The following is a 24,164-nucleotide window of genomic DNA, read 5'->3' on the forward strand; positions in this document are numbered from 1 at the left end:
AATAAACGTGCTCTTGTTTTATTTAAAATTTGTAATAAAGGCTAGCTAAATTAATTACTATTACCAAGAGCATTAACAATAAAATAAATTTTCCACCAGGGATTAAATGTTTTTCTTGATAATGTTTTTTACCATAACGACCTTTCCAGACCATCAACACTGGGAAAACTCCAACAATTAAAGCAGCACCTATGCCTCCAGCATAATTGAGACACTTAAGAACAATCTCAGGATAACACATTGACCATGCTAAAGGGACAATAAAAGTTAAAAAGAAAATAGAAAAACTGTGTTTTTTTTTGTTCCACTGAAAGGCATCAACTAAAAAATCCATAACACCCAAAGCTACGCCTAAAAATGAAGAAACCAAAGCAAAGAAACCAAAAAATTCCCCAGCAATATAAAACATTGAACATTGCAATGAATTTTTCATAGCTTCTACTGCCGTATAGCCATTTTCCTGAGCTTTCATAAGAAAGTCTAAAGGAATTACTCCTAAAACAAGGGCTTCCCAAATTATGTATAAAATTAAAGGAATCAAGCTCCCTATAATGATAGCTTTTTTAACATCTTTAACTTTCTTATCCATGTAGTAATACAGCGAGGGAACCACACTTTGAAAACCAAAGGAAAGAAACAGAATAGATAAACCATCCATAGAACGTATCCACGAGGCACGCAAAAGTAGTTCGGGTTGTAAAGCTAAAATTCCTAAGATACAAAATACCGAAAAAGCAATAGCTAATCCGAAAACAAAAAAGCGGTTACAGTAATCTACGATTTTTGTCCCCATCATTAATGTAGGGCAAATCAAAACTGCAAATGCCAAAGGAGCTGCGTGACGTATCCAAGGAATATCTAATCCCTGACAACCAAAAATACGAAATAGGATATTTCCTCCCTCACAAAAATAAGCAATAAGCAGGGAATAAAATAGAAATAGATAAACGAGCCACATGAAGATCTTCCCCATATCCCCTAAGGTATATTGGGCCATCGATAACATATTAACTTGTTGCTTATCCTTAAACCAAGTCATAACTTCGAGAAGGCAAAGCCCAGATCCCATGGAAAAAAGCCAAGATAGTATATAAAGAAGAGTCGTGGGAAGAAAACCTGCATACGCTGTTAATACAGGAACTGCTAGCACACCAGCACCTATAGCTGTCCCCGCAATAATGAGGGAACCTCCTAAAACCTTGCTAGACATAGAAAAACCTTTCGAATTTTGTCTTATATTTTAGAATTAAAGATAATTAGAAATAAAAACACTAAGCTTTTACTTTATTCAACAGTTACAGACTTTGCCAGATTCCTAGGGCGGTCTATTTCATTGCCTTTCTTCAAGGCCATGGTATAGGCCATAATCTGTCCCACTATTGTATAAAGAATAGGAGATACTAAAGGATGACTATTAGGAACATATATCTGGGAATCTGAAACAGCAGCAATATCTTCTTGTGATTCTGAAGCTATGGCAATCACATGAGCCTGCCGAGCTTTTACCTCCATTATACAACCCACCATCTTTTCATAAACCAGCGGGTCACCACAAAACGTAATCACCGGAGACCCTTTACTAATTAAAGCAATAGGTCCGTGTTTCATTTCGCCAGCAGGATAACAGTTAGCTTCAACATATGCAATTTCTTTCAATTTCAAAGCGGCTTCCATACAAATAGGATACATCAAGCGACGTCCTAAAAATATGAACCTATCTTCGTTGCAATAATCATTCGCCCATGAATGCAGATCTTCGTTTAGTAATAAGCGATTGCATAATTCTGGAAGCTCAACCAAACCTTTTCCACAAATACGATGTTCTTCTAAACTTAATGTTTGTTTCGAAGTAGCTAATTTTAATCCTAACAAAATCAGTAAAAGCAATTGTGCAGTAAAAGCTTTTGTAGAAGCGACGCCAATTTCAATACCTGCTTCTAAAAATAAGCAATGATCCACACCTATAGCTAAGGCTGATTCTTCAACATTACAAATTCCTAACACACAAGCAACTTGTCTACGACGGAATTCTTTTAAAGCTGCCAGTGTATCAGCTGTTTCCCCAGATTGACTAATTAAAATCGCTAAGGTCTTTTTCCCAATATATGCCTGTCGATAGCGAAATTCTGAAGCAACTTCCACATGCACAGGAATAGAAACTAAAGACTCTATAATATACTTTGCTAAAAACCCTGCGTGATAAGAAGAACCACAAGCAACAATAGAAATCTCATCAAAATCTTCTATTGAGAAACCATATAAGAATTTTTCACTGACACACCCCTGAGAATCTAAATATTTGTGAATGAGACGTTCTAAAACTTCTGGCTGCTCATAAATTTCTTTAAGCATGTAATAACTATAGCCCTGCTTATCCGAACCTGCATCGGCATAAGCAACTTGACGCACTTCTTTTTGAATGCGCTTTAAAGCAAAATTATACGTCTCCACTTCACTGCCAAGACCTACAACAGCTAATTCTCCAGAAGCTAAAGCTTGAACACTTTTTGTATATTTTAAAAACGCACGCGTATCAGAAGCTATAAAATTCTCCTGTTCTCCTAATCCAATGATTAATGGACTTTCCTGCCCTGCACAAAGCAAAATATTAGGATGATCTTTATGAATAAGACCACAGGAAAAACTTCCCTGAAGTTGTGATAGAGTCCAAGAGAAACTATGGACTAAATCTCCTGTAGATTGATAACGAAAAGCAAATAGCTGAACAATAACTTCAGAATCTGTATCTGAAGCAAAGGCAATACCTTCAGCAAGAAGTAGCGATTTTAATTCTTTAAAATTCTCAATAATCCCGTTGTGGACAATAGCACAACTAGAGTTTTCATCAACATGAGGATGAGCATTCTTCACTGTGGGGATGCCATGCGTAGCCCAACGAGTATGACCTATAGCTAATGATGATGATACGTTATCTTTTTCTAAGGAGTTTCTAAGCTCATCGACACGGCCTATTGTTTTTTTTACAAACAACTGGCCCGGTACAACGACTGCAAGACCTGCGGAATCATAGCCCCGATATTCTAGCTTAGCTAATCCATCCAAGACTACAGGAACAGCTAATTTAGATCCTAGATATCCAAATATTCCGCACATACATTACCCTATTCTATAATGCTCGCTCCCAACTCAGAATCAACAATATCAGCTATAGTCTTAGCAAGCGAGTCCACTTGATGCTTCTTTAAACCTTCAACCATAACCCTGCAAATATTTTCAGTTCCAGAATATCTTAATAAAACACGACCAGAATCACCTAAAGATGATCTCACATCTCTAAGAGCTTCTTGGACTAAAGGCACAGTATCTAAAGGAATTTTCTCCTTTACAGATACGTTGATAAGTGCTTGAGGACTTTTAACAATTGGGGATGTTAAATCTGAAAGTGTAGATTCACTTTCAATCATAATACGTAACACTTGCAAAGCAGAAACAATGCCGTCTCCAGTAGTATTATAATCCAAAAAGATCATATGACCACTCTGCTCCCCGCCCAGATTTGCCTCATGCTCTAACATATTCTGTAAAACATGGCGATCTCCTACAGGAGAAATGAACGTCTCTATCCCTAAACTTTCTAGATATTTTAACACACCGAAATTAGTCATTACAGTAGCAACAACACGGTTGCCATTTAAAAGATCCTTTTTCTTTAAATCATTAGCACAAATACTCAAAATCATATCACCGTCAACAATATGGCCTTTTTCATTTACCATGATAATACGATCACCATCACCATCTAAAGCTATTCCCACATCAGCCTTATGCTCTATTACGGCTTTCTGAATTACCGATGGGAAAAGAGCCCCACAGTTATCGTTGATATTGCTTCCTGTAGGCTCACAACCATAACAAATCACTTCAGCATCAAGTTCTTCAAATACAGAAGGAGCAACTTTATAAGCAGCACCGTGTGCACAATCTAAAACTATCTTCAATCCCTTTAATGTTCTTCTCTTAGGGAAAGTAGCTTTGGCAAATTCTATGTAACGACCCATAGCATCCAATACACGCTTATTCTTACCCACAGCATAATCTTCAGGCAAATCTCCAAAATCTCTATGAGCTACCATCTGTTCAATACGCCGTTCTATAACATCGCTAATTTTAAATCCTTCTGAGGAAAAAATCTTTATCCCATTATCCCAATAGGGATTATGGGATGCAGAAATCATAATTCCAGCATCTGCACGATAGGCACGAGTAATAAAAGCTACTCCTGGAGTGGGAATAGGGCCTAACACTAGGGTTTCTATTCCCATAGAAGTCAAACCTGCAACAAGTGCATTCTCGAACATATACCCTGACAAACGGGTATCCTTGCCTACGACAACACGATGTTTCCCAGGTTTACTCTCCTGTAAAACACCTGCAACAGCTTTACCAAGTAATACAGAAAGCTCTACAGTCATAGGCTCATAATTGGCTCTTCCTCGAACCCCATCCGTACCAAAAAGTTGTTTTACTTCCTTTGTCATTTATTCCCTTAAAGATTCATCAATAGATTGAAGAGTTGCTCATCCCGTGAGATTCAGGTATTAAAATAGCATTTACATGGATTTACCAAAGGATAAGACAAGTTAAAAATTCTAACTTAGATCGCTCTCCAAAGAGGAACTGTTTGCATTTGCTGACTTTGAAATCCCTACCATCTTCCTAATCCCTTTTAAATCTTCTAACACAAAACTAAAATTGTTATTAGAGAAATCATATTCTTAGATACGTGTTTTTGACATGCACATATAAAAAAATCCGTTTAGAAATTCCTAAAAAATAGATTGTCTATTAAAATTCTAAACATCCTTCTTATAAATTTTTTAAAATTATCTTGATTCAAAAATAAAATATTGACCCCTTTAGAGTATAAACATCCCCGAATCTCGCGATAACAGTCGGATTAAGAAATCGCAGGAAATTAAAATAAAAATTCTCTGAAAAAACATAGATAAATAATAAAAAAAAATCCTTGTATAGGGTATAAAAGCATGTCTTTCGGTTAGGCATTTTGTTCTTGCAAACTTCGATATTTTTGCTATGGTGAAATTCCCCTAGAAAAAAGAGCGCTTTTATAAACCCTTTTTCTTCCAAGACTTTTTAACACTTGATATCTATAATAAATGGTCTGTGACAACAAAACTCTCTTGCGTAGAGGCTTAGAATTGTTTAGAAAAATTTCTAAATCTGCACCCGCTCCAATTATCTATTCAGCTGCCGACCACAACATAAAACTCAAAGACTTTTCTCCACACGCACTCTCTGTAGTAAAAACTCTAAGAAAAGCTGGCCACAAAGCATATATTGTTGGTGGATGCATCCGCGACTTGTTACTCAACACAACCCCTAAAGATTTCGATATCTCGACATCAGCCAAACCTGAAGAAATCAAAGCTGTTTTCAAAAATTGTATACTTGTTGGGAAACGTTTTCGACTGGCCCACATACGCTTTTCGAATCAAATTATTGAAGTTTCTACCTTCCGTTCAGGAAGCGCTGATGAAGACTGTCTCATTACTAAAGATAATCTTTGGGGTACAGCTGAGGAAGATGTTTTAAGAAGAGACTTCACCATTAATGGTCTTTTCTATGATCCTACAGAAGAAACAATCATAGATTATACCGGCGGGGTTAGCGACTTACAAAATCGGTACTTACGTACTATAGGAGATCCCTATGTACGTTTTAAACAAGATCCCGTCCGGATGTTGCGTTTGTTAAAAATTCTTGCGCGAGCTTCTTTCACGGTAGACCCTAAAACTTTAGAAGCACTTCAAGAATGCCGCTATGAGTTAATTAAGAGTTCTCAAGCACGTGTTTTTGAAGAGCTTATTAAAATGTTGGGCTCCGGAGTCTCTTCTGAATTTTTCAAGCTAACTGTGAAATATCAGATATTAGAAATCCTTTTCCCCTATATGGACAAAGCTTTTCATTTAAATAAAATTTTAGAAGAGCAAACCTTTGCTTGTTTGGATGTTTTAGATGAAAACGTGTTAAGTAAAAAATATAATTATGATCGCCATCAGCTTATGGCAGTATTTCTATTTCCTATCGTCAATTTCAATGTGCGCTATAAGCATCGGCAGCATCCAAGTTTATCTCTAACCGCTGTCTTTGATTATGTTAAAAACTTTTTAGGAAAGTTTTTTGCAGACTCATTCACCAGCTGTTCTAAAAAGAATTTTATTTTAACAGCTCTCGTGTTGCAAATGCAATATCGGTTAACTCCGCTAGTACCAACAAAGAAAATTCTCTTCTTTAACCGTAAGTTTTTAAACCACATACGTTTTTCAGAAGCTCTTTCTCTATTAGAAATCCGTAGCCTAGTTTATCCTAAACTAGATAAAATACTTGCTGCTTGGATTCGTCATTACCAAGCTCTACAATATAAAAAGGAACTTCCTTCTTGAGTTTAAATTAGCCATGCTTCCTCTTTATCTGGTTCATGTACTGTATCCTATAGGATTGATTGCCAACTTATTTTTTGGTAGTGCGTTTACCGTGCAATGGTTTTTAAGTGAAAGACGTAAGATAGCCTATGTCCCTAAGGCTTTTTGGATTTTATCCTCTATAGGAGCGCTCATGATGATCGCTCACGGCTTTATCCAAAGCCAATTTCCCATAGCTCTACTTCACGGGGCAAATCTTGTTATCTATTTCAGAAATCTCAATGTTGCTTCCTCTCATAAGCTTTCATTAAGAACAACATTAGTAATTCTCGCTTTAACCTTATTGTTTACAACACTACCATTCGCCCTAGAGGCATATTACCATCCCCATATGGAATGGATGGCCTCTCCTAATATCTTTCATCTTCCTTTGCCTCCACCAAATATTTACTGGCATATTGTTGGCTGTTTAGGGTTATTCACCTTTTCCTCAAGGTTTTTTATCCAATGGTGCCATTTGGAAATGAATAACCGATCTACTCTACCAGCATTGTTTTGGCAGGTTGGTTTCATTGGTGGTTTCTTAGCATTCATATATTTCATACGTACCGGAGATCCTGTAAATATCCTCAGTTACGGCTGTGGTCTACTTCCCTCACTGGCAAATTTACGTATTATGTATAAGAAATCACGCTTACCTGAATTCCATAACCATAGCTGCTTCTTATCGGCAGGAGAGCCCAGTGGAGACACATTAGGAAGTGATCTTCTTCGTAATATCAAAGTTTTGAATCCTGATATACGCTGTTTTGGTGTTGGAGGACCTTTAATGCGCAAAGAAGGACTCGAACCTCTGATTCATATGGAAGAATTTCAGGTATCAGGATTTTTAGAAGTTTTTAGTGCGATTTTTAGTCTACTTAAAAAATACAGAAAACTCTACAAAGCTATTCTTAAAGAGAATCCTGAAACCGTTTTTTGTATAGATTTTCCTGATTTCCATTTTTTCCTAATTAAAAAGTTAAGAAAATGTGGATATAAAGGGAAAATTGTTCATTACGTTTGTCCAAGTATTTGGGCTTGGAGACCTAAAAGAAAAAAAGTCTTAGAAAAATATCTTGATACTCTTTTGCTAATACTTCCCTTTGAAAAGGAGATTTTTAAAAACTCTCCCTTAAAAACTATTTATCTAGGGCATCCTTTAGTAAAAACAGTCTCTAATTTTCAATATTGCAACTCATGGAAACAAAAATTAAAGATTTCTGACCAACCTAGTATCGCAGTATTTCCAGGTAGCCGACCAGGGGATATCTTTAGAAATTTACAAGTACAAGCTCGAGCATTTCTATTTTCATCATTAGCACAATCACATCAACTGCTCGTATCTTCTTGTAATCCTAAATATAATAAGAAAATTCTAGAGCTTCTAGAAAAAGAAGGTTGTCATAATAGCAAAATCGTTCCTTCAGAATTCCGTTATCAACTTATGAGAGATTGTGATTGCGCTTTGGCAAAGTGTGGGACTATTGTTCTTGAAACTGCATTAAATCAAACCCCAACGATTGTCACCTGCCTTCTAGAACCTTTTGACACCTTCTTAGCAAAGTATATCTTTAAGATTCTCATCCCTGCGTATTCCCTACCAAACATCATTACAGGATCTATTATCTTTCCAGAATTCATAGGTGGCAAACACGATTTCAATCCAGAAGAAGTCGCAGCAGCAATTGATATCCTCGCGAGTCCTACAGCTAAAGAAAAACAGAAATATGCCTGTCAACAACTTCTCAAGACTATGACAGAAAATATAGTAACTCCTAAAGAGTGTCTGCAAGCTATATACTCACAAAAAAATCGCTTTCACTTAAAGAACGACTTTATCAAGAAATTTAATCCCGAAAGCTCTCGAGCTTAATTTTATAATCTATTCAAGAATGTACTTTTTGATTAAAACAAGTGTTGCTTCACCTCCTAACCAGGTGAAGCAACTTGAGTGATTAAGATTTTCTAAGAAAGAAAACCCTAGGCTAATGACTTAGTGAAAGTCATTTTATTTCAATGCTCTCACCAAAGATAACCAACAAAGCTTTTCTTTTTGGAAGCTATTTATTTGATTATTTAATTCTTTGATAAATCTGTAATGAGATTTACGCCATTTTAAGATTCTATTGGTTTTCCCAATTCCCTCAGTTTGAATATGAATGATGAGAGCTTTGAGAACATCGATTGGACTGGAATCATTCATCATCAAATCATATAATGCTTCCTGTAGCTCATTACAGACTGATAAGATTAATTGAACATCGATTAAGGTGGAAATATCTTCGATTTGTTGAAGAATGGTATTGTAAAGCGACAGTGCTTTTTGATAGGCAGTAGTTTTATCTACTAATTCTTTGTTAGCTTTCGCAACATTTTGTTGTAGACCGTTAAACAATGTCTCATTAGAGACAAAGCCTACCCCCCCCCCCCCCGGAAGAAGAAGCTAACTCAATCTGTTTCTGAGGTCTCTTTCTAAAATGGTTAGTGTTTTCCAAATTAAGTACACAAGATAAAAGCATACTTTTCATAAAATACTCATAACTAAAGCGTTAAAATCGTAAGCCATTGAAGCTGACTTCTTTCTTTTATTGCAACTCTTTTAATCTTAAGGAGCTTAGAAAAAAGATTAAACCACAAAACCTAGAAAACGACCTAAAACAATCTTGGAAGAGTTATTGCTAATCTGAGAGCGCCTGTGAGCTTAAAAAATAAAGTTATTCCACTCAGAAATGAATGGAATAACTAAAAAGAATAGAGCCTCGCATAAAGCAAAACTCTAAATTAAAATTAAAAAGAATATTTAGTTTTTACCATCAAGGATGTCTTGAATTTTCTTTTGATCCTCAGCAGGTAAAGAACTCTTCATCAATTGACAGGTTGCCTTCAACTTTTCTACTTCTTTTTCAGATTGTATTAAAGCTTTAGTCAAATCACTATGGTCTCTAGCAACCTTAAGATCGCCTTCAAGATTCTCTATTTTTGCTTTAAGCTCAACAATTTCCTTCTGAGCACTATCCAATTGCGTTTGTGTTAGAATCTTCTGGAATCCAGACACATCTGCTTTAGTATAATGAATTGACCCCTCGGTTACATTTTGTAAAGTTAGTTTATCTTTTTTAAACTTCTCCAACTCACTGGATTTTAGTTTTGTAATTTTTTCCTCATACGAACTGACCATAGCTTGATAGAGAACTAATGTATTCTTCAATCTGATAATTTCCTGTTCTTGCGTATTCAGTTCCTTATTCTTTTGTTCCAATTCATTATTAGCAACGTTATACTTTCTTACAAAATCAGCTTTATCCGTCTCTAATTGCGTTTTTTCTTCTTGTAGTGTTTTTTTCAAATCGTTGAGTTTCTTCTCATATTGAGCTTTGATCTCATCTTTCTCTTGAGAATGAAGTTGTTTCAAACTATCTAAATGCTGCTTATGTAATATCGCCTCTTGTTTGTTTTTCTCTTGAGCTTCTTTTAACTGTTGTTGGAGAATCTTATTCCTATCATTAACAATGTTAACCTGATTACTAATCTCAGTTAACTGTAGAATCTTTTGATTAGCTTGTCTTTGCTGTGCGATTAATTTTTCAATCTCAGCCTGCAATGCAGATCTTTCCTGCTCAGATTTAGCATTAGCATTTCTTAATGCTTCACGTAACTCTTCGATTTCTTTAATCTTAGAGTCTACATCTTCTCGCCATGTACGGATCTCTTTTTCTAACTCGTCTACTTTACCTTCAAGAACGCAACGAGCTCTATCTTCTTTAAGTTTTCTAATCTCATCGTTTAATTGTTCAGAAACTTCGATTTTCTCTTGAACAAGCTGAGCAATTTTAGCTTCTAATTCTTTTTGGAGATCATCTTTCGATTGTCTAAGCTCTGCGAGAGCTTTTTCTAACTCGTCTTTTGCTGCTTCATCAGCTGCATTCTTAGCTTCTAATTCTCGAATTCGTGCTCTTAGCTCGACTTCTTGATTTGTAAGGTCAAGAATGCGTGTTTGAAGATCAAGAATTTTCTCTTCTAGGGAATCAATAAGATTCGTGCAGTCTCTAACTTGTTTCGTTAATAGATCTTGTAAAATCGTATATGCTGGAACTAGTAGCTGAACTTCTAAGGATTTCTCTTTCTCAATTACTGCTTGATTTGCAGCCTCGAAAGCAGATACAGCTCCTTGATAAGCTGCTTCAGCTGCCTCAAGGTCATTCTTACAGGCAGTGACGTCTCTTTGAAGAGACTCCCAAACTTTTGAAGAGGTAATCCCCGAACGACGCGAAAGATCCGCATCTAAAAGAGTTTGCTGTTTGATCTTTTCACTAACAGTCGCCAACTTAGTTCTTGCCTTCGCATATTTCTTGCTAGCATCACCCATTTCTTTATTGGCATCGTCTCGCTTCTTAACTAGCTCTTTGTACTCAGACTTAGCTTGGTTATAATCTTCAATTACCTTGTCTAAATTCTTACGCGCTTGATCGATACCACCAGAAGTAGAAACAATATTTTGCTTTAAGTTAGAGATTTGCGCGTCATCAATGTAGCGACGTTTAGGCTCGTCTTTCTTCTCGATTCTGATTGTATTTGAAGTTAAAGAACGGCAAGTTAAACAACTTGCTCCTAAAGATACAAGTAAAATACCCACAGCCACAGAAGCCCCTAGGACTACCATAGTGTAGAGCATACCAAGTTCCGCACCAAAAAGAACTGAACAGGCTAAGCCAGCAGCTAAAATAAGTATGCCAAATATAATAGCAATAATATTGGCAACTTTATGAGTCCTCGACTCACTAATACAATTACGTTGTATGCACGTTCCCTGTGAAGAGTTAGGAGTGTGCAAAGGCACAGTCTTCATAAGTAACTCATTGTTAAATATTAAAAATCGCAGATAATTGAAGCTGTTGACTTTCATTTATTGCAACCGTTTTATAAGCAGTTACTTACAGCGTGAAAGATTGTGAAAAATAATCCTTATTGGGGCCTTTTTTCTGAGATTATCTAAATTGACATAGACCGTGGCCTTCCGGGTTCTCCAGGTTCTAATGATGCCTCTACTAGTTCTGCTCGAAGCTCAGTTATTTCCTCTTTTGCAACTTCTAATTCTTGAGTAAGACGGTGGTGGACACGCTCCATGAGTTTAGCGCGTTCTTTGGCTTGTCGCAGTTCTAATCGTTGTTCTTTTATCTTTTGATTAGCTTCGTAAAGTTCTTTCGATACTTTTTGAATTCCGTCCTCATAAGTCTCTATGGTTGCATGATGAACTTGTACTTCTTCTTCATAAAGATTTTTCCAAGCATCTCTTTCTGCTTCTAAAACGGAGAACTTTATATTCAAAGTGTTAGCAGATTCTTCGAGTTCTAGCTGTTGCTCATCTAATTGAAGTTGCATATTCTCTATTTTTTCAGCGTAATCTGCTGAACACAATTGGAAAAGATTATCTATAGTATTTTCCATATCCATAATGCGGGATTGCTGTTTACGGATTGTCATTTCCAAATCTTGAGCTTCTGAAAACAATTTTCGAATTTTGGTACGGTATCCTTCTCTTTCAGAACTATCTACAAAGTCTGTTTTGGAAAGACAAGTATGAATATACTTTGCCCCTACCATGATTAAAACTATCCCTATAAGAATAGAAGCAAGCAAAAGAACAGAACAAAATATAGGTAAGGAATAAGCATAAGCAACCAAACCAATAACACTTGCAAGGATTAACACAATACCAACAGCGACAGCAGTGGTGTGCAATAGCAAACAATTCTCAAAACAGTGTGTGGAAACTTTATTTATAACAATTTGACTAGAATCAACAGGGGAAGATACGCCACTCATAGGGTACAAATACTCTCAATAAAAATGTGAAAAACCTTAGTTTTGATCCTCAGCATCATCGCTAGGTTGAACTATTATATTCTCAGCCATAAATTCTTGAATATCAGAAACATCCGTACACAAGATATTTGCTCTTTCTATTAAGACAGCTCCCGTAGGGATTTCTATGTTATTTCTATCTGTGCTCTCAGTAATGTATCCCTGAAGATTTTCTATCTTAGCTTTCAACGCTATAAGTTTTTCTTTCAGTTCGTCAACAACACCACGTTTTGGTTCTCTATTTGCTACATTATCAGTAATAAATATCTGAAGTCCGGAAACCTCTCGTTTTAATTCAGATACTTGCCGCGTTAACTTGTCAATCATTTGCTCTTTACTACGGAGGATTTGTTCTTTTTCACGAAGCTGCGTTTGCAGTTGTTTAGAAGAGCTTCTCAGTCTCTCAGCAATAACCTTTTCTGCCTCCTGGGATTGCCATGCAATTACAGATTCGGAATGAAGCAACTCACTATTGATTCGGCATCTCTCTATAATCGCATCTGAACTGGCTTGATTCTCTTTTAAGACTCTTCTCAATTCCGCTAACTCACCACGTAAACGCGAAACTAGTTCTGCTAAACTTGAGTTTTCCTGAGCCATAGCAGCATACCTACGTGTGAGGCTATCTAACTCCTCCTGTTTAATCTTTAGCAACTCTTGGATCTTAATAGCCTCTCCATTCAATTGGGATCGTAAGATACGAATATCACCTTCTTTTTCAGATAAACGGTTTTGTAGATCTTGCAATCGCGTTTGCAAATCTCGGAAAATACTCTCAGATCTAGAAATCTCTAACCGACGAGAACGAGCTAATTTAAAGATGATAGCGACATGTATTCCTCCTAAAAACAGTAGCAACATAACTCCAAGAATTATCCCAATAATAATCCCATTGAATACTGTTGATCCCAAAGCACCAAATAAAACAAGTAGAGCTATGTTAGCCGCTAGCACAGCTAGACCTAAAATTGTTGCAATGACAGAGGTAATCAACACAATACGGGGTTTATTGATATTATAACGACTGGAAGCTAATTGCTGCGTATGAGCAAACACTAAGGGAAGTGAAGGGTTCATAAGTTGCTCGCCTCAATATAATTGTGTGATAAACAACTAATTCTAAATAGAATAAGTTGAAAACATTCAATACACCTAATGTATTTAATATCAAGTTATTTATTCTTAAAATAAAGAAATTCAACAAGTTAATCCTGATTTATTCACAATAAAAAGAAAAAGGGCTCCGTACTTGATGTAGAGAGCCTTTTTGAAATTATCACACAAAGAATTATTTAGACGCGTTATGTTCCGAAGAAGTACTTACCTCATCATCAGCATTGCCTTCTTCCATAATCATATATTCAATATTCTGTTGATGAGTTGGAGATCCTAAAACATTATTAGCTTCAAACCAATCCGCGTCTTCTTCGATCTCGTCATCACTAGAGGGCAGTTCTATCTCCATGCTCGCTTCTTCCAATCGAGATTCTAATTCACGTGATAGGTTATTAATTTCTTCTCTAGCCGATTGTAGCTGCTGCTCTAGACTTGCTTTATCGGTTACATGGCGATGCAAATCCTCACTAAACTTTCCCTCACTATGTTCTGCTCTATTAAACTGCGAGATAATTTCTTCTCTAAGACAGTCCAATTCGAGTCTTTGTTCTTGTAATCGTCTATTTAAATCTCGTTCTACCACTTCTAAATTACGCACTCTTCGATTTAGTACTCCTGTTTCATATCGATGCTGACGCATGGAAGCACAAAGATGAAAAAGGTTATAAACAGCGACGCAGACAAGCAAAATAGATACGATTATAGTCAGGGTCACAAAAATAATATGAAGAGACCCTAACTTTGTATGAGAGGCGATACGTACAGCAACTTGCGCCCCAAAGATAATGAAGCTCAAGGCTATCGCTGTAATATTCACAACGCGATGGCCTTGAGGCCCATGTACAGTAAAACAAACAGGAAGTCTGTTTAAATTTGTGCTCGTGTAGTTAGAAACCCCATTCACAACTTCCTCTCGGATAAAATGAAAAACACATAGGTATCAAGAAACATAAAAGTTTCGTGTATAAGTGACGCGAAGATATTCAGAATAACTCCTGGATATCTCGATGTAGACTTCTATCCTAAAATGATCGCTGAGAATGGATACAAGCGTTAATGAGACTGCACTTTAGTTTCTAATTCTTCCACTTTTTTTGTTGCTTCATTAAGAGTTTCCTCTTGACGGTTGAGTAACTTCAAACTCGTAGCATGACGTATCAAATAATATCCCATCAAACAGATGAGCAAAAGTCCCGCAATAGCCACACCAAGAGGGGCTAGGAACCGTACAGGGGCTCCCCCACCAAAATGAATTCATAGGGTAAATAGCCCAAATAAACGCTAAACTTGTAAACAAGTAATCAAGCTAGCAACACGATTGACTTTTGTATTACGTACATTACAACAAGAAACATTCTTAGTCTCCATACTAAATAGGGGTGGGTGCATTAACCAACATAAGCACTCTCCTGAAATGAATTGCATCGTATTCAGAAACAAGTTTAATTAATACGCAATACAAAGATAAGAAAATTAAATACGATAATTGAGAAAAATGAAAAATAATTAATCGATTAAAGAAATAAAAATTAATAGTATATTCGGATATGCGGGAAATAATGCATTTATGTATTTCCAGATATCTGAAGAAGAAAAAGAGAACAAAGTCCCCTTTGAAGCAACTCGACAAACGAGTGGCTATTGCACTATTTTTTTGACCACTAAAACCGGAGATATGTTTCAGATTTTAAATAAATCTCCATATCTTCACAACTGACTAGCCATTTTTGATCTGATTTACTGTACTAGTTGCAATTCGATTGGACGAGAATACTTACTCATAAAATAATTTATAGCCACGTATAAAAGCAGCAAACTAGCTACCATAGACACAACTAGTAAAACAAGCAGTATAGAATAAGGATTATAAAAAGCAATTGACCCTATTTATTCAATAGGGTCAACGCAGCTTATATTATTAATTTAAAGAGCAGTAAATACACATTCACAGCCTTTTATTTCGTAATTATCGATGTAAAATTAATCAACATCCCCAGAACCACTCTCATCTACATTCTCAACTTCATCAGAACCATGCCCAGAACCACTCTCATCTACATTCTGAACTTCATCAGAACCATGCCCAGAACCACTCTCATCTACATTCTCAACTTCATCAGAACCATGCCCAGAACCACTCTGATCTACATTCTCAACTTCATCAGAACCATGCCCAGAACCACTCTGATCTACATTCTGAACTTCCTCAGAACTACCCCCAGAACCACTCTGATCTGCATCTACTTGGCTGTTAGCAGCATTTATTTGGGCTTGGAGAGCTGCTACCTCAATTTGCAAAACTCTAACTTCATTATGTGCTTTAGCTAGCATTGCAATTTTTTGTTGCGTTAACCGTTCCGCACAACGTGTTTCTCTTCGTTCATAGTCTACATCGAATGCTAATCTTTGCACGTCTTTTGACAGGACTTTAATGCGCCTTTCTGCTGCAAGCAATTGATCTGTTTTAAGTCCAAGCTGAGATTGTTGCTCTCTAACTGCCGCGCGTAGGCTTGCGTTGTCCTTAGCGAGTTGCAAATCAGCAGGAACCTGTCGGTATCTTAAAACTAGCTGATACATAGCCATAGATAAAAGAATAACGCTAGCAAATAGCGCGACTCCAATAATGACAGCAAGAGTTGTCGATGTAGGTAAAGCAAAGAAAACCAAAGCCCCTACCAAGACTCCGATAAGTACTATCCCTGCTAATAAGGTAATAGCGGTAGAAATTCGTTGATATTTACTTGCTTGTATGCTACAGAATGGCTGTTTTTGTGTTGTAGGTGTAGGTGTCGTTGTTGGAGGAGGAGTAGTGTTTACTAGGTTAGTTGTCATAAACCGCTCACTTTAAATAAAATAAACTTAAAACATTGAAACAGTTCTAGTATTTTAAATGCAAGGACTTTACGCCAAATGACAAGTAAAAGATTTAATTGAAGAATTAGAAGGAAACAATCTAAAGAGAAAAGCTTCGCTGATTTTCATAAATTGTGCGCCTAGAAACCAATGATTATTTTGCGCACTTTATACAAGAAAAAAATCTTGTATTTTCAAAAAACTTTTTTAGGGATGTTGAGAATATATTTTTATTAGAGGGAAATAAGAAATTAAAGATCCCCATCGATAACGGGGGATCTTCAATCAAGACGGAGAGCATTATTTATCTTCAAATTGCTTTAACTTATCTTCGGCAATCTTAAGAGCTAAATCTTTAGATTGCATATCTAGAGAGACTTGCAAAAGAGCACGTTGAGCTTCAGTTAATCTCTTCTGATAATCTTCTAATTGAATGCGAGATTCTTCTAATTGATTACGGAGATCTTGAGCAACTTGTTTTGCTTCTTGTTGCTCTGCTAGTGATCTTTTTTCAATAGTATTAGGACTCAAATTTTCCTCATGAGCTCTAAGCGCTTCTGTAAGCTCCGTGATTTTTATTTCTAGCTCAATTACATGTTCACGAGAATCCTCCAGCTCTTCTCGCAACGAAAATAGCTTAGCCTCTCTAGTATCATATATTTCTTGTTCTAGTTGATAAAGAGCCCTGGAATCAATCGGAGCATTCGGAGGAAAGTTAAAATCACGAACCCTTGCTTCAAACTCCGCATCACCATCACAATACTGCTGCAATCTTAATGCTCTCATACTTTCCACTCTATCTCTCCCTGTTGCAGAATCATTTGAACGAGAAAGTAGAGTACTTTCTAACTCGAAAATCCTTTGGTAATTGATTCTTCTTTCTGAATCTTCAGCAAGTTCATCAACTTGACTCTCTAATGCAGAACCCTTACAGAGCTTTTCCAATCTTTCGATTCTTTGGTGAGCCGTCCGTACACGATCCTTAGTGTCTCTAGTTATTTGTATTCTTAGTTTTTTTCTCTCTTCCTTCAACCTATCTATACTGCTCGACCTTGAAGGATCTGATGTCAACCTCATTAAGCTTTCATTTGTGCATACTTGAACGGTTCTCTCCAATTCTCTATTACGGCTTTCCAATTTTGTGATAGTTTCGTTATTCCCACGTATCTCTTGATTCAACGACCGAATTTGTTCTTGCAAATCAGAAACAGTACGTCCACGTCCACTGCGTAATCTTTCAACTTGCGTCTCCAAATCTTGAATCTTAGATTGATTTTTCTGCAGCTCCGACTCTACCGTTTTTCTTTTATTTACCTGATGAGTTATCTGTTCTCTAGCAATTCTCTGAGTACGCATTTTCTCATTCGCACAGAGAATCATCTGTTCCTCTAACTGTAAAACTTTCTTATGTTTCTCTTCATTTTCCTTTTGTAGCCCAGCAATTTTATCTCCTAACTCTGTTCGTAAAGCTCGATAGGCGCTATTTCGATCCCCATCCTCATCTGAAAATAACGAACGCTCTCTTTGCAAATCACAAATGGTATTTTCAAAAGAAGAACACGTATTCTTAAGTTCTGCTATTTCCTTTTCATATTCACAACGTTTATCTCTGAAAGCTTGAATATGTGAATTTCTCTCACTAGCTGCTTCTGCAAGCTCTTGTTCCAATCTTCGAATTTTTGAAACCGCCTCAGACTGACTCTGTTTCAACTGGGTATTCTCTTCTTCATGACGCTGTCTTTCCTGTTGAATTGTCCTTTCAATAGTAGAGATTTCTTCTTTCTTAAGTTTCAGTTTATCTTTTAATTTCTTGATCTTTTCTTCAGCAATGCTACATGCTGGATTAAACTGCTCTATTTTAGATTCAGACTTAGCAGTATTTTCAGAAAAGTTGGGTACGTTAGATAGAGATATTTCTAATTGCACGAGTTTAGCCTCTGCATTCAAGCATTGAATGCGCAATTCATCCCTTTCCCTTTCCAGTTGCAATCGAAGTTTTTCAAACCTTCTAGCAATTTTACCGTTATTTTCTTCTTCTTCTTCCAATGATTTTTGCACTAATTGAAGCTCTTCATACACTTGCAATTTGAGTGCCTTTAGCTTTTCTATCTCCTCGTCTTTGATTGACAACTGTCTTTGTAATTCTGTAGATGTTGAGGATAATCGATCAGCACTAACTGTTGCTGCTGTTTCCAATTCGGTCATGCGATTTTGTAGTTGTGTACGTTCTTCTTGTAATGTCTCTAAATCAGATGTACGACTTCTAGATTGAAATTCAGCGTCAGAAACTGCCTGTTCTAAATCTCGAATTCTTGATTCAAAAATACGCCGTTCATTATCTAAAACTATTGCCGAGGCACGCTCGCGCTCCTCAAACCCACGAATTCTTACCTGATTTTCCTGCTCTCTTGCAGCCCCAGCCTCTAGCTCTAAAATTCTTGCAGACATACGCTGGCGTTCTATTTTCATTTCTTCAATCTGTTGATGCTTTGATCGCAGCTCTCCTTGGATCTCATTAACTATCTCAGCATTCCCTAAATCCACTTCTGAGATGCCATCTACACCTTGTGCTCTATCTTGCGTTAACCTTTGATCCTGTAGAGCAGATACACGAATAGTATGTTGTCTATTCGTTAGGTAATAAGAGCTCATAATAAGGAACACTACTGCAGCTAAAACACACATGGCTAAAATCACACTGTGAATCACTCCTAGTTCAATACTAAAAAAAATTAGTGCAGTTATACCAGCAACAACAACCAATAAAGATAAAAATATAGAAAATAAATTAATCACCAAGCAAACCTTGGATGAATTGGCCTTAATCAAACATTGATTCATTCCTTCTGAAGTTGGCGTTAAACACGCGGGGATACATCTCATAATTATCTCACAAACAATAACGACGATTTAAAAACTAAAAGATCTTCTAATTTGTTATTTTTAGATCTCTTATTTGGTAATTAAAATTAAATAGGCGCGAAATAGGATAGGCTTCACAAAAAAATGCAAAGCCTATTTAGAACATAGTGATAATGTCTATATACTCGATGATCGATTACGTGTTCTTGGGGTCAGTTGTAAATTTATGGTTTCTAACAAAGCAATGCGTTCCTCTTGCTGTCGGATACGAACTAAAGCTCTTGGGAGGGAATCTATAGTACTGTCTAATTCCAGATCTCTATAAAGCTCTACATCACATTGTAAGGCCGCTATACTTTCTTCTTTTTCCCTTACCAAAGCCTCTAACTCATGAATCTGATCAAGATCTACAGCATGCTGCTGACTTAGAGCGTCTCGCAAATCGGAAATTTGTTGTTCTTTCTCTTGTAGCTCTTGACTAAATTGCTCTTGGTTTTGCAATAGAGTTTGTCGGATTCCTGTCAATTCATCGGTATGCAGCACGATTTGTTTTGTCATCTCATTTTCTAAAAATTGCAAACGTTCTCGGACAGATTTTTCCTTAGACTCCATTTCTTGTTGCTGGTTATTTGCAAGTTGAATACGTAGAGATGTTTGTCTTACCATTTCCGCGTAACACTCTTTGTCTTTTTCTTCTAGAAGCTCGGCATGCTCTTTTCTTAGTCTCTGAATTACACTTTCTAAGTGTACTATATGTTCGTTTCTTTCTTGAAGAAGCCTCTGTTGCTCCTGAGATACAGAATCTCCTTGGAGTTGCTCCAATCTTTCTTGATTTTTCAACTGTAGAGAGCGTAAAGTAGTCAATTCTTTCTGTGCTGAGGCTAGCTCCGTTATTAATTCAGCAATCCTAGCTTGTTCTATTAAAACCCTATTCGAGACGACCTGCTCATAAGCAGCCCCCTGACAACAAAAGTATGTTCCAACAGCAATAAGTATCAGCCCGGAAATAATTGCAAAGCCTAGGAGAATAGCACTTAATAAGCCTAAATCTGCACCTAGAAATATACATCCTGCAATGCTAGAAGCAATAATTAAAATTCCCGATACTATCGCAAGAGCCTTAATAGCAGTATGAGAATATGTTCGGTCTACGTTTGTGGATACAACCTGCCTCTCTGGTCTAGAAGACAGATTCGTCTGCATACATTTCATAAAGAAAACCCATAATAAAATAGATAACTTGCATACGCTCGTCTGTGTAAAATATGGATAATGTCAAGCGCCGGGAAAGAATAACTGCACAGAAAATTCAAAAAATGAAAATTACGAATTTCTCTAATTCATAAATCTATTCTTATTCAGTGCGTCTGAGTATTCATCATCGAGAATTCATCCCCCTGTGTAGACCTTTAAAAAAACATGGTTTAAAAATTGGAATCATGGTGTTTTGCCAAACTCTAACACGCTCGTTTATGATAAGTACTAATTTCTCCTTAATTATTTGTTTAAATTGCAAAACATAGAACTATCGATCATTAGAATTTGTAGGATTGTCCAATGCATCCATAAATTCATCCTCGTCAGCAATTACTATGTTGTGAATTGTATCTTCCTCTAAGGTCATATCAATAATGTCTAGGCTCGTCGCATTGAGATCTCTATGTGATTCTGGATTTCGCCCCAAGCCTTCTAAAATTTGATTTCTCAGATCACGAATCTCGAGATCTTGTTGAGCAATCCGTTCTCTTAAATTAGAAACTTCTCTTTGCTGATTCCCTCTCTCATCCTCAAAATATTGAGATACTATAGTATTAACTTCGCCTCTGGTATACTGCTCAGGATTCCCAAGAAACTCTCTTAAAAGACCTTCACTACCTGAGGTTGCTATACGACTTGTATAATATTGAGGACCTAAGCGAGTCTCCATATTTTCAAACATCTTATGATAGAGCCCTAATGTGAGCTTAAGTCTACGGTTTTGCTCTTGAAGACTTGGATCTTGACTGCATTCATCATCCGCCGATAACAGTTGTCTAATATGCTGCCTTGATTCATTTCCCACTTCTAAAAATCGAGTATTATGAAGGTTGTCTCTACTTTTGCCTACTTCTTCTAAACGTATTTGCAAAGCCCGTATAGTCCCATGGTTCGTCTCCTGCGTACGCTGCAGTTCCTGTATTGAACTTTGCAATTCATTTTCCATTTGAGAGAGCTGTTCAAGGTCTCTATTACGCAAACTTAGTTGGCTTTCTAAAGCACAAATACGCGTTTGAGCATTTCCTTCTCTTTCCCTTAATAAAGTATTTACCTGCTCATAAGCAGAAGCTACTTTCTGAAAGTCTAAAAGATTATGCATAGAACTAATCTGCTGAAGAATTCCTTCATAGGCCTGTACAGATTGAACATATTCCAAGCATTTTTCTCTTAATGTAGTAAAACACTCTTGGCATTCCCGACTTATACTTCTACAATCCTCTACATTTGCAGATTGATCCGCAAATCTCTGATAATCCGCATTAGCAGTTTCATATGCTTCTCTAGCAGCATACAAACGAATAATTGACTCGTCTCTTTGATTTATAAGATCTTGATAACCAACACGAGCTTGACTACATTCTGAAAGCACATCTCTCAAATGCTGTTCTACTGTTTCTGTAGTTTCACTGGATGTTGAAGATACCTGAGGGGATCCCAAATCCTGGACATAAGACCGCACAATATTTTCCGAGATATGTTGGGATCGAGATACTAAAGCGCAACAAGTAAAACATCTCAAACTCGCACTGAAAAGTAAAACCCCAATGGCTACAGATAAACCAATGATTATGGTGGAGTATAACAGACCTAACTGTGATCCAAAAAGCACTACCGCAGCTATAGCTCCGGTAATAATCAATAAACTCGCTATTATTGACAGAATAGTCGCGACTAAACGAACTCGAGAATCAAGAAAATTACAACAACGATCATCAGAGTTCTCCAATTTCAAATAGAAACAAGGAGAAGCACACTTCATAAAAAAATCAATCCAAAATATAAACAGCTGAAGTATAGTATTTTCTATGCTGTTTTATTTCAAGTTCTTATTAAGAAGAGCGCGTTTAATTATTATTGTTTTTAACCTAAATCATTTAAAATCAAATAAAAAGAAAAATGAAAATTATCTGAAAAAAATAATCTGACATGAGAAATCGCCTGCTTAGAATCGATACAAAAATATAAGCTAAGCAAAAAAAAGACCTTTAGAGCACTTTTTGAGCAATTATCTCTTTTAGATTTAAGAGAATCGTCTACTCCTCATACACTTCTTTTATTTTCAGCATTTGTCATTAAGACTATCTTTTGATTAGAATTGTCTCCTTTATAAATTATAGGAATCCGCTATCTATACCGTACTACATAGATGCTCCCTCCTAATTTCAGGAGCAAGCATAGCTAAATACGACATCGCCAAAGCTTTATTTACATCAACAACCAAATCAAAGATTTGTAGAAACGCAGGTCTATTCCCAACATGCGCTTATTACACCGCATTTGGCGATGAATGAATTCTTTTAGACTGAGACCTATTCTATGACAAACATTCTTTCTAACGGTCTTTCCATTTATTCGATAAATGTCATTCCCAAAAAATCTTTAAAACAAACTCTACAAGTATATGCGGACAGTATTCATATTCATGTTCTCTATACGTTTATAAAAACTGACTTATTGAAATATTCACAAACTACTAATACTCTGGGGACTTGCAAAACTCTTTTTATTTCAATCCTGTCAGCAATCGTTAGCGCTATTCTTCTCTTGATTCTCTATCCTGTAAAGCTTGCGATTCTAGCAATCGGCTTATGTTTAAAAGATCCTGAAATAACGACATTATCCCCCTTACAAACCTTCGTACACAAAATTCAGGATATAACGAATCAACAACTCTATATTGATTGCAATAATCTCAGTCTCGTTCCAGAATCTTCTCCTTTCCTACAATCCTTCTTAACTCCAGAAACTCAGCCTTGGGAATTATCCAATCTAGAGAATGAGATATCCTCATTATGCTCTACCCTGCCTGAACCATGGGAAAAAATACTTAATTACGTCTATGCTAAACACCTTAAGAATCAGGAGACTTCTCCCAAACAGGAGATATCCTATGAGGGATCGCTATATTATACAGTCTTGCAAAAGCTAACAATAGCATTACAAAACCCAACCATCCCCAAAGATAAAAAACAACAACTCCTAGACTATATTGGAAGCTACGTAAACGCTTGTCCTCCTACTTGGATCGAAGTTATATTTAGAGAGTTAGCTGCAATCTACAACAAACAAGATACGAGCATTAACTACGTGCTACTTTGCGTACAGATGTTCAAAGAAAATCTGTTACAATCTATTGCTAATCGAGCTTCTGAAGAGTGGCATCACATATCAAGTTTTAAGCATTATCACGGACGTTCCTTAGGTTTGAATATGGATTCTCTGGTGCGTATTCAATTCACTGGCTACCTAATCCTAAAAAAACAAGCTCTCTATAATCGTGTTTATAAGCAATTTCTTGCTAACTACAGAGCTTCTGTAAAGAATCTTATCGAATATATCCGCTATCAAATCACTGATTCTTCTCAGGAACTGAAGAATTCCCTATCACTATATCTATACGAAACCATGAGAAAATTAGAAGTTCCGGAACATGAAATTTCCTCGGTTCTATCTTCTTTATTTTATGATGAACAGTTTGAATTAAATACTAAAGGAGTTGTCTTTATTCTCCTCCAACAAGGAATTCTAACTACAGAAGCGCAAACAACTATCGAAAAAATAACACACAGACTTCGGAATTTATTTCTTTAACTATTCAACAAACAAATCTGTAAAGAAATTTTTATAATCTATGCCAATAAAATCACTTAACAGTAACTACATAGAAATAAAAAAAGTTGCAAACAATCTTGTGTTCTTTTAAACTTTTTCAGCCTTTTTTTTACAAGGAACGAAAACAACCCTTTTAGGGAGAATTTTTGGCATATT

General features: G+C 36.4%; 15 protein-coding genes. 3 read left to right on the plus strand and 12 right to left on the minus strand.

Going from position 1 to position 24,164, the window contains the following annotated elements; genetic code table 11:
* Nucleotides 1-22: 22 nt before the first annotated feature.
* The 3 genes from C10C_RS03990 to glmM all read right to left on the minus strand — a co-directional run bounded on the left by C10C_RS03990 (nucleotide 23) and on the right by glmM (nucleotide 4,499).
* Nucleotides 23-1,210 (minus strand): aromatic amino acid transport family protein, encoded by a 1,188-nt coding sequence (locus tag C10C_RS03990; protein ID WP_117274539.1) that lies wholly within the window; start codon nucleotides 1,208-1,210, stop codon nucleotides 23-25.
* A 74-nt stretch (nucleotides 1,211-1,284) separates the two neighbouring features.
* Nucleotides 1,285-3,114, minus strand: coding sequence for a glutamine--fructose-6-phosphate transaminase (isomerizing) (glmS, locus tag C10C_RS03995; RefSeq protein ID WP_117274540.1), 1,830 nt, complete (start codon nucleotides 3,112-3,114; stop codon nucleotides 1,285-1,287).
* An 8-nt stretch (nucleotides 3,115-3,122) separates the two neighbouring features.
* Nucleotides 3,123-4,499, minus strand: coding sequence for a phosphoglucosamine mutase (gene glmM / locus C10C_RS04000; protein WP_117274541.1), 1,377 nt, complete (start codon nucleotides 4,497-4,499; stop codon nucleotides 3,123-3,125).
* A 639-nt stretch (nucleotides 4,500-5,138) separates the two neighbouring features.
* Here glmM and pcnB point away from each other — a divergent pair.
* Entirely contained in the window at nucleotides 5,139-6,425 is a 1,287-nt protein-coding gene (gene pcnB, locus C10C_RS04005) for a polynucleotide adenylyltransferase PcnB (protein ID WP_117274542.1), read from the plus strand.
* A 13-nt stretch (nucleotides 6,426-6,438) separates the two neighbouring features.
* The gene (lpxB, locus tag C10C_RS04010) at nucleotides 6,439-8,319 is read left to right on the plus strand and encodes a lipid-A-disaccharide synthase (protein ID WP_117274543.1); all 1,881 of its coding nucleotides are present in this window, start codon (nucleotides 6,439-6,441) and stop codon (nucleotides 8,317-8,319) included.
* Nucleotides 8,320-8,454: 135 nt separating this feature from the next.
* Here the strand turns inward: lpxB and C10C_RS04015 are convergent, their stop codons facing one another.
* From C10C_RS04015 to C10C_RS04055, 9 genes are all read right to left on the minus strand, one after another.
* Nucleotides 8,455-8,841 (minus strand): hypothetical protein, encoded by a 387-nt coding sequence (locus tag C10C_RS04015; protein ID WP_117274544.1) that lies wholly within the window; start codon nucleotides 8,839-8,841, stop codon nucleotides 8,455-8,457.
* 405 nt (nucleotides 8,842-9,246) lie between these two features.
* Complete coding sequence (locus C10C_RS04020; RefSeq protein ID WP_158543024.1) at nucleotides 9,247-11,292, minus strand: hypothetical protein; 2,046 nt, start codon at nucleotides 11,290-11,292, stop codon at nucleotides 9,247-9,249.
* A 143-nt stretch (nucleotides 11,293-11,435) separates the two neighbouring features.
* A complete protein-coding gene (locus C10C_RS04025; RefSeq protein WP_117274546.1) occupies nucleotides 11,436-12,269 on the minus strand; it encodes an IncA family protein in 834 nt (277 codons plus the stop codon).
* A gap of 36 nt (nucleotides 12,270-12,305) precedes the next feature.
* Nucleotides 12,306-13,385 (minus strand): IncA family protein, encoded by a 1,080-nt coding sequence (locus C10C_RS04030; protein WP_117274547.1) that lies wholly within the window; start codon nucleotides 13,383-13,385, stop codon nucleotides 12,306-12,308.
* 211 nt (nucleotides 13,386-13,596) lie between these two features.
* Nucleotides 13,597-14,328, minus strand: a complete 732-nt coding sequence (locus C10C_RS04035; RefSeq protein WP_117274548.1) for a hypothetical protein — start codon at nucleotides 14,326-14,328, stop codon at nucleotides 13,597-13,599.
* Between the two features lie 1,076 nt (nucleotides 14,329-15,404).
* Entirely contained in the window at nucleotides 15,405-16,256 is an 852-nt protein-coding gene (locus C10C_RS05225) for a hypothetical protein (RefSeq protein ID WP_197713244.1), read from the minus strand.
* Nucleotides 16,257-16,577: 321 nt separating this feature from the next.
* The gene (locus tag C10C_RS04045) at nucleotides 16,578-19,160 is read right to left on the minus strand and encodes a coiled-coil domain-containing protein (RefSeq protein ID WP_117274550.1); all 2,583 of its coding nucleotides are present in this window, start codon (nucleotides 19,158-19,160) and stop codon (nucleotides 16,578-16,580) included.
* 156 nt (nucleotides 19,161-19,316) lie between these two features.
* Nucleotides 19,317-20,351 (minus strand): coiled-coil domain-containing protein, encoded by a 1,035-nt coding sequence (locus tag C10C_RS04050; protein WP_117274551.1) that lies wholly within the window; start codon nucleotides 20,349-20,351, stop codon nucleotides 19,317-19,319.
* Nucleotides 20,352-20,664: 313 nt separating this feature from the next.
* A complete protein-coding gene (locus tag C10C_RS04055) occupies nucleotides 20,665-22,155 on the minus strand; it encodes an IncA family protein (RefSeq protein WP_117274552.1) in 1,491 nt (496 codons plus the stop codon).
* 557 nt (nucleotides 22,156-22,712) lie between these two features.
* Between C10C_RS04055 and C10C_RS04060 the strand changes: the two genes are divergently transcribed.
* A complete protein-coding gene (locus tag C10C_RS04060; RefSeq protein ID WP_117274553.1) occupies nucleotides 22,713-23,987 on the plus strand; it encodes a DUF1548 domain-containing protein in 1,275 nt (424 codons plus the stop codon).
* The last annotated feature ends 177 nt before the right edge of the window (nucleotides 23,988-24,164 follow it).

Origin of the sequence: Chlamydia poikilotherma (assembly GCF_900239975.1) — a bacterium.
GTDB lineage: Bacteria > Chlamydiota > Chlamydiia > Chlamydiales > Chlamydiaceae > Chlamydia > Chlamydia poikilotherma.